The sequence below is a fragment of the Campylobacter sp. LR264d genome (genome assembly GCF_008633895.1).
GTDB lineage: Bacteria > Campylobacterota > Campylobacteria > Campylobacterales > Campylobacteraceae > Campylobacter_D.
The window spans coordinates 80,727-92,904 of record NZ_VJNT01000010.1; the positions used below are offsets into that span (position 1 = coordinate 80,727).

The window sequence follows — 12,178 nt, forward strand, 5'->3', positions numbered from 1 at the left end:
TTAACTAATTTTTCATTTACTTATATGACATGACCCTTATAGCCAGTTAAAACAACAAATTCATTAAAGTTATAAAAGCTATAAATTTTCATTATATGCTATAAAATAGGCTTGTTGCCTATCTCAACCATAAAACCTGTTTCTTCTGATAAACGTGTGCCAAACCCACCGGCTAAAATTAAAACTTTCATACACCAACCTAAATTTAAAAACAAGATTTTAACATATTAAACAAAAAATTAAATTTTAGCAGTTTTTACACTAAGCCATTTTTTTGTTTTTTCATCTAAAAACGGGCTTAAACCATCATATACCTTTTTATGATAAGCATTAAGCCAGTTTTTTTCAAAATCATCTAATAAATTTTCAAGTATCAAAGCCTTTTCAAATGGACAAAGAGTTAGACTTTCAAAACGATAAAAAGCCCCAAATTCGCTCTTTTCTTCGTTCATTAACTTTTCATCAAATTCATTAAAAGCTAAATTATACTTATGACTTGGTACTATTAAAACAAGATTTTCAAGCCTTATGCCAAATTCATTTTCAAAATACAGGCCAGGTTCTATAGAAAGTAGCATAAAGGGCTTAAAGGCCTGTAAATTTTTGCTAGTATAAGAAAGGCTTAAATTTCCTTCATGTACATTTAAAAAATACCCTACCCCATGGCCTGTGCCATGTTTATAATCTAAATGTTCGTTCCATAGCACACTCCTGCCTACGCTATCAATTAAAGCTAAACTAACTCCTTTTGGAAAAATCGCACTTGTCATTTTAATGTGTGCTTTTAAAACAAGAGTATATGCCCTTTTTTGCCTTATACTTGCCTTTTTTACCCTTAAAACCCTAGTTATATCAGTGGTGCCATTTTGATACTGTGCCCCTGAATCAATTAATAAAAGTCCATTTTTATCGATTAATTTAGCACTTTTTTCATTTGCCCTATAATGAACAATCGCCCCATTTTCATTAAAACCAACTATACTAGCAAAACTATCGCTTATATAAAATTTAGCTTTTTTTCTAAAAGATTGCAATTTTTTTTCTATATCAAATTCGCTAAAAATAACATTTTCTTTAAGGCTTTCTTCAAAATACGCCATAAATTCGCACATAGCAACCCCATCACTTATCATAGCTTGTTTAATATGGCTAATTTGCTTAGCATTTTTGGAAAGCTTTAAAATAGAACTTGGATTATCATCATTTATTATTTTTACACCTTGTTTTAATTCTTTAATCAAAAAAGCCGTAGTTTTTTCACTATCAATTAAAATCGATTCTTTGATTTTTCTCATATAAGAAGTGATTTTTTCATAGGATAAAATTTTGATATTATCCTTTTTTAACTCATTTTGTAAGCTTAAATTTAGACTTTTTTTATTTATAAAAAGTATGATTTTTTCATTCATAAAAAGCAAATAAGAAAAAAAGACAGGATTATACTCAATATCACTGCCCCTTAAATTTAGCAAATAAGCTATATCATCAAGGCTAGAAATCAAGTGATTTTTAAGATTTTTTTGACACAAAATTTCTTTAATTTGTTCTAATTTTTCCATCCTGCTTTTATCGATAAATTCCTCTTTGTGTTCGTAAATTTCATTAAATTTTAAAATATCTTTTTTTTCTTTAAAAAAAGGCATAAAATCCTTATGAGTGAGTTTGCAAAAGTTTTCTAAGTCCTTTTTAAGCTTATAAGAAAGGGTATAAAAATTTATACCACAACGCATTTTTTTCTTAGAATTTTGTTTAAACCAAGTAAAAATGCTATTTTCAGGGCTTAGTTTTTCTAAAATAATTTCACTTTGATTAAGCTCGTTTTTAGCCTGTAAAAAATAACGACCATCAGTAAATAAAAAGGCCTTTTTTTGAGTTACAATCAAGGTAGCATTTGACCCAGTAAAGCCACTTAAAAAGGCTATATTTTGCCAAAACGAACTTATATATTCGCTTAAATGGCAATCTGTATTAAAAAATACACATATATCTATTTTTTCATCTTGCATAATGCCTTGTAAATGCTTAATTCTTTGCTTGTAAATACTCATTTTTCACTCCAAAATAATAAATTTTAGTATTAAATTTAATTCTAAATTTATGCTTTTCATATTTAAAAACTCAATCTTTTCAAAGATAAAAATAAGCCTTGAATTTGACAATCTTTCAAGTGCTTTTAATATAGAATTAAACTCCCCATTTATCATTAAATCAAGCTTAATTAAACGAGAATTTTCTAGGCTAAGCTCATTTTCATCATTAATTTTTAAGCTTATATTTTCACTTTTTGCGATATTTGTAAGCTCATCTATATAATTTTCATATTTTTTTATAAAGGTGCTTAAAAATTCATTATAGTTTTTATTTTTTTCTAATTCTTCATTTAATTTTAAATTTACTTCTTTTAACTGCTTGTTTAAGGCTAAAATTTCTTCTTTTTTATCATCTATTAAGGCATTTTCTTCAAAAAAAATCACTTCATCAACAAATTTTAAAAATATAAACTCATAGCTTTTAAATGCAAGAAAAATAGCCACCACAAGGCTTAAAATAATTAAAAGTACCTTTTCTCTTTTGCTTCTTTTATCTAAAAAAGCCATTATTTTATTCATTTTTAAAACCTAAGAAAAGTTCTTTTTCGCTACTTCTTAAAAGCTTAAAATTTGCATTTTCTTTAAAAAGCATACTAGCCTTTTTAAAGGCATCTTTATTATTAAAGCTAAGTTTTATATTTTCATCAATATTTAAGGCAGAAATTTTTAAGCCATTTTCATTTAAAAATAAAATCAGCTTTGAAAGTATTAAAAGTTTATCATTTGTTAAGGCATTTTTAAAAGTTTCAATACGACCCATTTTTTCATCATTTAAAAATTTAATATTTTCTAATTTTTGCTTGCTATCTTTTAAATTTAAACTTAAAAAGCTTATATTTTCATCAAGTTTTAAAAGTGTATCTTGCATATTTTGATTATATAATTTTGTATTTTTATGCTCCTTATACTTAGGATAAGAACTAAGCAAAAAGATTAATAAAAAAAGAATGTAAACGCCAACAAAGCCAAAGGCTAATTTAATAAAGGGCTTTTTATCAATTTCTTTTTCTTTTATGAAATTTTCATTCTTACTAAGCAAAGAACTTTGCTTTAAAAGTTCATTTAATGGCTTTTTATAAAGGCTTTCTAGCTTTAAAATTTTAATTTTTTCATCAAAAAACTTAGCTAAATTAAGCTCATCATTTAAACTTATTAAAAGCTCACTTTTATAATGATTTAACAATTTTAAAATCCTAGCATTCTCGCATAAACTTTTAAAACCAGTAATATCTTTATTTTCTAATTGTGGCAGGGTTTTAAAATTTGTAAAATTATCATTTTCATAAAAACAAATAAAAGAATATTTTTTTTCAAAACAAAGTATGCAAAAATTTTTTTCTTTGATTAAATTTAAACTCGTTAAAAGCTTAAAAATAAAGGGCAAAGGATAGGCATTTTTTGCCTTTAAATTTGAAAAATGAGTAAAAAAAATATGATAAATATCATCATTTTTTACAAAAGCCATTTTATGTTGATAAGCAAGATTTAATTTTAAATTCTCACTTGCCCTTAAAAATAAATTTTCCTCATCAAATTCACCCTTTAAAAAGGTATAATAAAGCTTATCGCAAGTTATAATCTCAGCTTCTATCTTTTTCATTTTTCTAAATTTAAAAGTTCTTTTAAAAAGCTTTCATCTTTTTGCCAGTGCTTTTTAACTTGCACAAATAATTTTAATAAAACCTTACATTGTGCTAATTTTTCTATTTTAAATCTTGCACTTTTGCCTATTCTTTTAAGAGTAAGGCCATCTTTTCCTATAAGCATGGCTTTGTGAGAATTTGTATCTGTGATAATATTTGCATTTATTATTAAAAGTTCTTTTTTTTCTTCTATGTTTAATATTAAGACCTCGCTAGAATATGGCAATTCCTCGCTAACATTTTCAAAGATAGCCTCTAAAATAAAATCCTTAAATAATTCTTTTTGCGAATTTGTGCTTAAAAACTCACTATTAAAAAAATGAGGATGTTCTGGGATATACTTGCAAAGTTCATCTAAAAGGGCTTTTTTATAAGTTTTTTGTTTGCAAGAAAAGGGCAAAATCGCCTTAAAATACTCGCTAAATTTAGCATATTCATTAAGCTTATTTAAAACCTCCTCATTTTTTGCTAAATCAACCTTGTTTAAAAGAATGATATGTGGAAATTTAGGCTTTAAATTTAAGAAATTTTCATACTCATCAATTTTATCAAAAATACTAGCTACAAATAAAATCACATCACAATCTTGTATAGCCTTAATAGCACTTTCAATCATCATTTGATTAAGCAAATTTTTACTTTTATGAAGTCCTGGTGTATCTATAAAAATAAGTTGATTATTTTCATGCATTATAATGGCTTGAATTTTGCGTCTTGTGGCATTTTGCTTGTGAGAGGTAAAGGCTATCTTTTCATCAAGTAAAAAATTTATTAAAGAACTTTTGCCTGAATTTGTCCTACCAACAACACTCACAAAGCCACTTTTCACAAAATATACCTTGCAAGGTCTTTATTTTCTATAATATCTCCAAGTTTTTCTTCTACCATTTTTTTATCTACAACAAAGCTTTCTCCAACATAAGAATCGGCCTCAAAACTTAAATCCTCAAGCAATTTTTCTATAACAGTGTGCAAACGTCTAGCCCCAATGTCTTGCATTTCATCATTTGCAACACTTGCTATCCTAGCAATCTCCATAATGGCCTCTTCTTCAAATTTAAGCGTAACATTTTCGGTTTTTAAAAGTTCTTCATACTGCTTTAAAAGCGAATTCTTAGGTCTAGTTAAGATAGCATAAAGTGCCTTATCATCAAGGCTATTAAGTTCTACCCTTAGAGGAAAACGGCCCTGTAATTCTGGTATTAAATCACTTGGCTTACTAAGGTGAAAGGCTCCTGCTGCTATAAATAAGATATGGTCTGTCGTTAAACTTCCAAGCTTAGTTTGAACGCTACTTCCTTCAACTATAGGCAACAAATCCCTTTGAACGCCTTCTTTACTAGGGTCTTGTCTGCTTGAGTTTGTGCTTGAAACGGCTATTTTATCAATCTCATCTATAAAGATAATCCCTTCATTTTCAGCCCTTTTTAAAGCTTCAATTTTAATGCTTTCTATATCTAAAATTTTTTCACTAGCCTCGTTTTTTAAAACTTGCTTAGCCTCTTTTATTTTCATCTCTTTTTTAACGCGTTTTGAACCCACGCCAATAACCCTTATCATATCTTGCATAGCCCCAAGTTCTGGTGGTAAATTTGACTCTGATTCAAGAGTGCTTTGAGTAAGTTCTACTTCTATGATATTATCATCTAAGCTATTATTTCTAAGCTTTAAACGCAATTTTTCAAGGCTATTTTGATACTCATCTTGCTTTTCCTTGCTAACCCCTTTTGGAAGTGGAGGTAAAAGCTTTTCTAAAATTTTATTTTCTATATATTCTTCAATCTTATCTTTTTTCTTTTCCCTTTCTTCTTGTTTTACCAAATTTAAGGCTGCATTAGCTAAATCCCTTATCATGCTTTCTACATCCCTACCAACAAAGCCCACCTCTGTATATTTACTAGCCTCTACTTTTACAAAGGGAAAACCAAGCATTTTTGATAATCTTCTTGCAATCTCTGTTTTACCAACACCGGTTGAACCTATCATTAAGATATTTTTAGGGATAATATCATCTTGTAATTCTTTGCTTAATTTCATTCTACGATAACGATTTCTAAGGGCTATCGCTATTATCTTTTTTGCTTGTTCTTGCCCCATTACATAATCATCTAAAAATTGAACTATCTGCCTTGGTGTTAAATTCATTTTTCATCCTCGATTACATAAGTTTGTATATTTGTATTGGTATAAATGCAAATTTCACCTGCTATTTCAAGGCTTTGTTTTACTAGTACTTCTTCGTCTAATTTTGCGTATTTATGCAAGGCACGAGCTGCTGAAAGTGCGTAATTTCCACCACTTCCAATGGCTGCAATGGCGCCATCATCTGGTTTTATAACATCACCTGTACCAGAAAGCACAAAGATATTTTCTCTATCTAAAACAAGCATCATAGCCTCTAAACGTCTTAAATACTTATCCTTACGCCAAGATTTTGAAAAATCAATAACAGCCTTTTCTAAATCTCCCTTTGAACTTTGAAGTAAATTTTCAAACATGTCAAATAAATTAAAGGCATCGGCCGTACTTCCTGCAAAACCAGCTAAAACCTTGCCATTTTGCAATTTTCTTATTTTAACAGCCGTGTTTTTAAAAATAGTATTTCCAAGGCTTACTTGACCATCTCCTCCAATTACTGATTTGTTTTCGCCCCTATATGCTAAAATAGTAGTTGCATGAAACATTACTCAGCCTTTAAATCTACTTTAAATTTAGCATGAATGGCATGACCAAGCTTTACAGAAACTTCGTGTAAACCTATGCTTTTTAGGGTATCGCATTCCAAACTTTTTTTATCAAGTTCTAATTTTTTTTGTTCTTTTAAAGCATGTATAATTTCATCCTTCGTAACCCCACCAAACAAGCTACCATTTGCCCCAACGGGTTTAAAAATTTCAATGGTAATTTTTTCTAATTCTTCTTTTAATTTTTCTAAATTTGCAAGTTCAAAACGCAAATTTTCAGCCTCTTTTTTCTTATCACTTTCAAATTTTTTCAAAACCTCATTTGTAGCAAGTTTAGCAAAGCCCTTAGCTATTAAGAAATTTTGACCATAGCCATCCTTTACCTCTTTAACTTCACCTGCCTTTCCAAGTGCTTTTACATCTTTTATTAATAATACCTTCATTATTTTTCCTTAATTAAAATTTACGTCCATTTTTACCTGCTATTATCAAACGCAAAGCATTTAATTTTATAAAGCCACCCGCATCCTTTTGATTATAAACTTCATCCTCTTCAAAGGTACAATATGCAGTATTAAATAAACTATCATTTGCACTAAATCTACCCCTTACAATCACATTTCCCTTATATAATTCAAGTTTAACAACCCCATTTGCATAGCGTTGACTCTCATCAATCAAAGCTTGTAGCATTATCCTTTCAGGGCTAAACCAAAAGCCATTATAAATTAAATGAGCGTATCTTGGCATTAATTCATCTTTTAAATGAGCTGCTTCTTTATCAAGGGTTATACTTTCAAGTGCCCTATGAGCTTTAAGTAAGATTGTGCCCCCTGGAGTTTCATAACAACCTCTACTTTTCATACCTACAAAACGATTTTCAACTATATCTAAACGACCAATTCCATGCTTGCTTCCTAGTTCGTTTAATTTTGCTAAAAGCCCTGCCGGGCTCATTTTTTCACCATTTATAGCTACTAAATCACCCTTTTTAAATTCAAGTTCTATAATTTCACTTTCATTACTTGCATCTTTTAAACTCTTTGTCCAACGCCACATATCTTCTTCAGGTGCTGCATTTGGGTCTTCTAAAATCAAGCCCTCATAAGATATATGAAGTAAATTTGCATCCATAGAATAAGGCGATTTTCCCTTTTTTTTAGAAATATCAATGCCATGTTTTTGTGCGTAAGCTAGTAATTTTTCCCTACTATTTAAATCCCATTCTCTCCAAGGTGCAATAATCTTTAAATTTGGATTAAAGGCTAAGTACCCTAACTCAAAACGAACCTGGTCATTTCCCTTACCAGTGGCCCCATGGCTTACTGCATCGGCATTTGTCATATTTGCTATATTTGCTTGAGTCTTTGCAATCAAAGGCCTTGCAATGCTAGTACCTAGTAAGTATTCGCCTTCATAAATAGCATTAGCCCTAAACATAGGAAAAACATACTCGCTAACAAATTCATCTTTTAAATCTTTTATAAAAATATTTTCTTCTTTAATTCCTAAGCTTAAAGCCTTTTTTCTAGCAGGTTCAAGTTCCTCGCCCTGTCCTATATCAGCTGTAAAAGTAAGCACTTCACATTTGTACTCATCTTGTAACCATTTTAAAATAATACTTGTATCAAGCCCACCAGAATATGCTAAAACAACCTTTTTAACGCTATTTTTCATATTTTTTCCTTAGAAATAAAATTTTGTAAAATTGTATCTAATTTTAATTAAGCTAAGATTTTAAAAGGAAATTTTTTTAAAAATTTGTTTGAAATTCTTATTAATTTTGAAATTCTTATTAATAATAATTAATTACGCACATATTTAAAGAAAAAAGCTAAAATATCAAAAATATTTTTAGGAGTATGCAATGGGTACAAAACTTAGCGAAGGGCAAAAAGAAAAAATAAGAGAAATTGATGATATAGCTAGTGTTTCTTTTAATCAAGAGCAAAAGGCAATCGCTAAGAAAATCATAGAAAATACGCCAGATTCGGACTTGCACGAGGTTTTTAACTTTATTACGCAAAGAGTAAAGCTAGGCTTTGTATTTGATGAAGCCCCCGAGGTTAATCACAATGCTGTTTCTTTTGTAAGGGAAAATGAGAATCTTAATATCAATATCACGAATTTAGAAAATTTGGCTGGAAATATAGAACATAAACTCATTATCGGTGAAAATTATGATGCGCTTAAAAATTTATTAGTAACTCATTATGAGAAAATTGATGTGATTTATATCGACCCACCTTATAACACAGAGGCGATGAAAGGTGATGGCAATGACTATAAAGATGAAATTAGCGCAAATAAATTTATTTATCGAGATAAATTCACACGCAATGGTTGGTTAAATATGATGAATGAGAGGCTTAAACTTGCAAGGAAACTTCTAAAAGATACTGGCGTGATTTTTATTTCAATTGATGATAGCGAACAAGCTTATTTAAAAGTGCTTTGCGATGAGATTTTTGGGGAGGGGAATTTTGTGGCGTGTATTATGTGGCTTAAGGGTAACGCACAAAATGATGCTGATACAATCCAAAGAAACCACGAGTATATTTTATGTTATGCTAAAAATATCAATACAACTCCTATTTGTAAAATTCAAAGCAAACAAGAAGTAAAAATTTTTAAAGAAAATGACAAATTTTATTATGAAGGGGCAGGGCTTTCTATGGGGGGCGGTGATGGTGGAAGTTTAGAAAATCGCCCAAATTTAGGTTATACATTTTATTATAATCCAAATACAAAAGATATAAAACCAATTATCGACTATGATAAAAATGAAGTAAAAAATATTTTAGGAAATGAAATTTATAAAGATGACAAGAATCTAATAAAGCAGGGCTATATCCCTATACGCCCTCCAAAAATGGGTGTTGGAAATGGGCGTTGGAAAAAACGCTTTTGGAAATTGATAGAATTTTAATCAAAGAAACTAAAAATGGATTTTCTGTTTTGCGTAAAGAATTTATAGAATCTAAATTTGTGAAACAAAAAGAAAACGGCGAATTCTATGCAATTTTAGATAAGTTAAGCCCGCCAAAAAGTTTTATAGATTTTATAGGGAGTGGAAAAGGCACGAGTGAATTAAAAGATATATTTAATAACAAAGTTTTTAATAATCCCAAACCTACAAATTTAATTAAGCATTTATTAAAAATTTCAACAAATAAAGATTCAATCATTCTAGACTTTTTTGCAGGCAGTGGCACTACGGCGCAGGCGGTTATGGAATTAAATGCCGAGGACGGAGGCAAAAGAGAGTGTATTTTGGTTACGAATAATGAAAATAACATCGCTATTAATGTTACACGCGAGAGGCTTTATCGCATAATCAATGGCAAAGGAAGTAAGGGCGAGGATATAAAGTGGCAATATTCTAAGGATAAAAAATGCCTTGAAGGTAATTCTGTTAGAGTTTTTGAAATAGAAACGCACGAATTAAGTTTAAACGATTTAGAAAAGGCTCAAGATTTAACAAACATTGCCAAAGGCGAATTACAAAAATTAAATCCTGAGTATGACATAAACGATGAGCTAAAAATATATAGTGAGCTTGCCTCGCTTAATCCACAAAAGGACAAGTAATGCAACTGACAAACTTACAAGAACAAATGGTAGATAATATTTTTGGATATTACAATCCACAAAATAAATCTATCGTTGAATTTAAATCCCCAACAGGTAGTGGCAAAACACTAATGGCAAGTAGCTTGATAGCCAGACTAATTGAGAGTGGCGGTAGATTTATCTTTATCATTGCTACGCCAAGCTCGGCGGATTTGCCAAAAGCATTTGAATCCAAACTCAATCGCTATAAAATAGACTTTAATGCACACTTTGAAGTAGAATATATCAAGTCGCCCTCATCAAGCAAAAATGATAAAAGTGAATCTATCCCTATGATAAAACCAGAGCGAAATAAAGTCTATATTTTTGGTAAGGCGAGTTTTGGTAAAAATAGAATCCTAAGCGAATATGGAATCATTGATGATTTTATAAAATCAAGCAAACAAAGTGGATATAAAATAATTTATATAAGAGATGAGGCGCATATAGGGACAGATAAAGTGGATTCTAAAAGCGACAATAATTTTGAAAAATTATTAAACACTAACGCACATTTTATCCTCAAAATGACAGCAACACCTAGTTTTGAAAATGGGACTCATCAAGTGATAATGAGTGAAAAAGATTTAAATAATGAAACTTTAAATAATGGAAAATTTTTGCTTAAGACGAGTTTTGAATCCATATTAGATAATGATGTGAATGATAATGAAGTGCTAGAAACTTCAATCAAAAAATTTAAGGATATTCAACAAGAATATAAAAATGCAAAAATAAGCATTAATCCTGCAATGCTAATTCAAATCGATAATGAGCCAAGCGATATGGAGAAAAAGAAGGCATATAGGAAAGAGTTAGAAAATATCAAAAAAGCTTTAAATGTGGCAAATTTATCATGGATTCAATATTTTGGTGATGATAAAGATTCAAATCGAGTATATAAGGATAATTTTAACCTCGAAAATATTACTAAAAATAATAATGATATAGATGTGATTATCTTTAAAATCGGACCTGCGACTGGCTGGGATATACCAAGGGCGTGTATGCTCGTGCAACTTCGCAATGTAAGCTCCACAAAACTAAACACTCAGACAATAGGTAGAATTAAACGCAATCCTTATCCAAATTTGGAGAAAAATGAAGTAACAGATAAATATTATTTATTTTCAAATTTTAGTGATAATGAAGTGGTGCAATATCAATATAAAGTAAGGGATAGATTCAAAGATGAGAAGTTTTTGCGTATCGAGGTAAGCAATGCAGAGGATTTAAAAGCGAGTGAAAATATCAGGGCTTTTAAAGAAAAAGTGCAAGAATATCTAAGCTGTGAAAGCAATAAAATAATGCAAAGAATTAATGCTAGATTTGTAAATGGCGTGTATAAGAAAATCGCAATGAATGTAGGTGCAAATGTGATTTATAGCAATATCACAAATGCTTTTGTATTTTTAAAAGAATATAAAAAACTTATTAATACGAATAAATTTTTGTATGACAATATCGCTGATAGTGTTAAGGAGTTTGCTAAAAAAAATAAGAAGCAAAGTGAATTTGTGATGACAATTTTGCTTGATGAGCTTAGAACTGATTTAAATAGCTTGTTAAAACAAACTAGAAAAATAAGCCCAAAATATGAGATAAAAGAGGAAAGTTATAATCCACTAGAATATAGAGAAATTTATAGCAAAGAAGAAGGAGAAAAAATAAATAAGGAGTATTTATTTGATATAAAATCAAAAAATGGAAATAGACAAATACTAGATTCTAAGCCAGAAAGAATAATCTATGATAAGTTATTTGATAGTGAAGCAATAAAAATTTGGGCTAAGAATCTAACTACCTCAAATATTTATGGAGAATATTTAGATGATGAAAATAGCATAAAAAGAAGTTATTTTGACTTTATTGTGCTATTTGAAAATGGAGTTTATTTATATATCGAAGTCAAAAGCAATGAAAAAGATATAGATTCTAATAAAACTAAACTTTTAGAAAGTGCGTATGATGATTATTTTAAAAACACTAAAGAAACATTATTTGAGAAAAAACTTGTAATTATGTTATGTAGAGTAGATAGTAAAAAAATTTATAGTAAGGTCTTTTATAATGAAAAACAATTTAAAGAAGATTTAAATAAGCTTGATTTTGAAGAACAAATCAAAGCAATATCACAAAATTAAATTGC

11 protein-coding genes and 1 pseudogene are annotated in these 12,178 nt (G+C 29.3%); 3 read left to right on the forward strand and 9 right to left on the reverse strand.

Annotation, left to right across the window (positions count from 1 at the left end; translation table 11 throughout):
- Positions 1 to 23: 23 nt before the first annotated feature.
- The 9 genes and pseudogenes from FMM56_RS02205 to FMM56_RS02245 all read right to left on the reverse strand — a co-directional run.
- Positions 24 to 191 (reverse strand): annotated as a pseudogene (locus FMM56_RS02205) (glucose-1-phosphate cytidylyltransferase); the annotation flags it as partial.
- 48 nt (positions 192 to 239) lie between these two features.
- On the reverse strand, positions 240 to 2,048 hold the full coding sequence (locus tag FMM56_RS02210) for an aminopeptidase P family protein (RefSeq protein ID WP_150152117.1): 1,809 nt from the start codon (positions 2,046 to 2,048) through the stop codon (positions 240 to 242).
- A gap of 3 nt (positions 2,049 to 2,051) precedes the next feature.
- Complete coding sequence (locus tag FMM56_RS02215; RefSeq protein WP_150206253.1) at positions 2,052 to 2,609, reverse strand: hypothetical protein; 558 nt, start codon at positions 2,607 to 2,609, stop codon at positions 2,052 to 2,054.
- Entirely contained in the window at positions 2,602 to 3,690 is a 1,089-nt protein-coding gene (locus FMM56_RS02220; protein WP_150207647.1) for a hypothetical protein, read from the reverse strand. The genes FMM56_RS02215 and FMM56_RS02220 overlap by 8 nt, the downstream gene beginning before the upstream one ends.
- Positions 3,687 to 4,562, reverse strand: a complete 876-nt coding sequence (era, locus tag FMM56_RS02225; protein WP_150207648.1) for a GTPase Era — start codon at positions 4,560 to 4,562, stop codon at positions 3,687 to 3,689. The genes FMM56_RS02220 and era overlap by 4 nt, the downstream gene beginning before the upstream one ends.
- A complete protein-coding gene (gene hslU, locus FMM56_RS02230; RefSeq protein ID WP_150152108.1) occupies positions 4,559 to 5,878 on the reverse strand; it encodes an HslU--HslV peptidase ATPase subunit in 1,320 nt (439 codons plus the stop codon). The genes era and hslU overlap by 4 nt, the downstream gene beginning before the upstream one ends.
- Positions 5,875 to 6,417, reverse strand: a complete 543-nt coding sequence (gene hslV, locus FMM56_RS02235; protein WP_150141018.1) for an ATP-dependent protease subunit HslV — start codon at positions 6,415 to 6,417, stop codon at positions 5,875 to 5,877. The genes hslU and hslV overlap by 4 nt, the downstream gene beginning before the upstream one ends.
- Positions 6,417 to 6,860, reverse strand: a complete 444-nt coding sequence (gene rplI / locus FMM56_RS02240; RefSeq protein ID WP_150141020.1) for a 50S ribosomal protein L9 — start codon at positions 6,858 to 6,860, stop codon at positions 6,417 to 6,419. The genes hslV and rplI overlap by 1 nt, the downstream gene beginning before the upstream one ends.
- Before the next feature lie 13 nt (positions 6,861 to 6,873).
- Positions 6,874 to 8,094 carry an argininosuccinate synthase gene (locus FMM56_RS02245; RefSeq protein ID WP_150141022.1) on the reverse strand — a complete coding sequence of 407 codons (1,221 nt, stop codon included), beginning with the start codon at positions 8,092 to 8,094 and terminating at the stop codon, positions 6,874 to 6,876.
- Positions 8,095 to 8,284: 190 nt separating this feature from the next.
- On the opposite strand from FMM56_RS02245, the gene FMM56_RS02250 reads away from it, so the two are divergent.
- From FMM56_RS02250 to FMM56_RS02260, 3 genes are read left to right on the forward strand one after another with little or no spacing between them, the layout of a single operon-like run.
- Positions 8,285 to 9,346 carry a DNA methyltransferase gene (locus FMM56_RS02250; protein WP_150207651.1) on the forward strand — a complete coding sequence of 354 codons (1,062 nt, stop codon included), beginning with the start codon at positions 8,285 to 8,287 and terminating at the stop codon, positions 9,344 to 9,346.
- Positions 9,325 to 10,008: a DNA methyltransferase gene (locus FMM56_RS02255; RefSeq protein ID WP_223811459.1), complete on the forward strand. Its 684-nt coding sequence runs from the start codon at positions 9,325 to 9,327 to the stop codon at positions 10,006 to 10,008. The genes FMM56_RS02250 and FMM56_RS02255 overlap by 22 nt, the downstream gene beginning before the upstream one ends.
- Positions 10,008 to 12,173 carry a DEAD/DEAH box helicase gene (locus FMM56_RS02260; RefSeq protein WP_150207654.1) on the forward strand — a complete coding sequence of 722 codons (2,166 nt, stop codon included), beginning with the start codon at positions 10,008 to 10,010 and terminating at the stop codon, positions 12,171 to 12,173. Before FMM56_RS02255 ends, FMM56_RS02260 begins: the two co-directional genes overlap by 1 nt.
- Positions 12,174 to 12,178 lie beyond the last annotated feature (5 nt).

Coding starts and splice junctions, on each gene's coding strand:
- FMM56_RS02210 (WP_150152117.1), bottom strand. CDS start 2,048: ATGAGTATTTACAAGCAAAGAATTAAGCATTTACAAGGCATTATGCAA.
- FMM56_RS02215 (WP_150206253.1), bottom strand. CDS start 2,609: ATGAATAAAATAATGGCTTTTTTAGATAAAAGAAGCAAAAGAGAAAAG.
- FMM56_RS02220 (WP_150207647.1), bottom strand. CDS start 3,690: ATGAAAAAGATAGAAGCTGAGATTATAACTTGCGATAAGCTTTATTAT.
- hslU (WP_150152108.1), bottom strand. CDS start 5,878: ATGAATTTAACACCAAGGCAGATAGTTCAATTTTTAGATGATTATGTA.
- hslV (WP_150141018.1), bottom strand. CDS start 6,417: ATGTTTCATGCAACTACTATTTTAGCATATAGGGGCGAAAACAAATCA.
- rplI (WP_150141020.1), bottom strand. CDS start 6,860: ATGAAGGTATTATTAATAAAAGATGTAAAAGCACTTGGAAAGGCAGGT.
- FMM56_RS02245 (WP_150141022.1), bottom strand. CDS start 8,094: ATGAAAAATAGCGTTAAAAAGGTTGTTTTAGCATATTCTGGTGGGCTT.
- FMM56_RS02250 (WP_150207651.1), top strand. CDS start 8,285: ATGGGTACAAAACTTAGCGAAGGGCAAAAAGAAAAAATAAGAGAAATT.
- FMM56_RS02260 (WP_150207654.1), top strand. CDS start 10,008: ATGCAACTGACAAACTTACAAGAACAAATGGTAGATAATATTTTTGGA.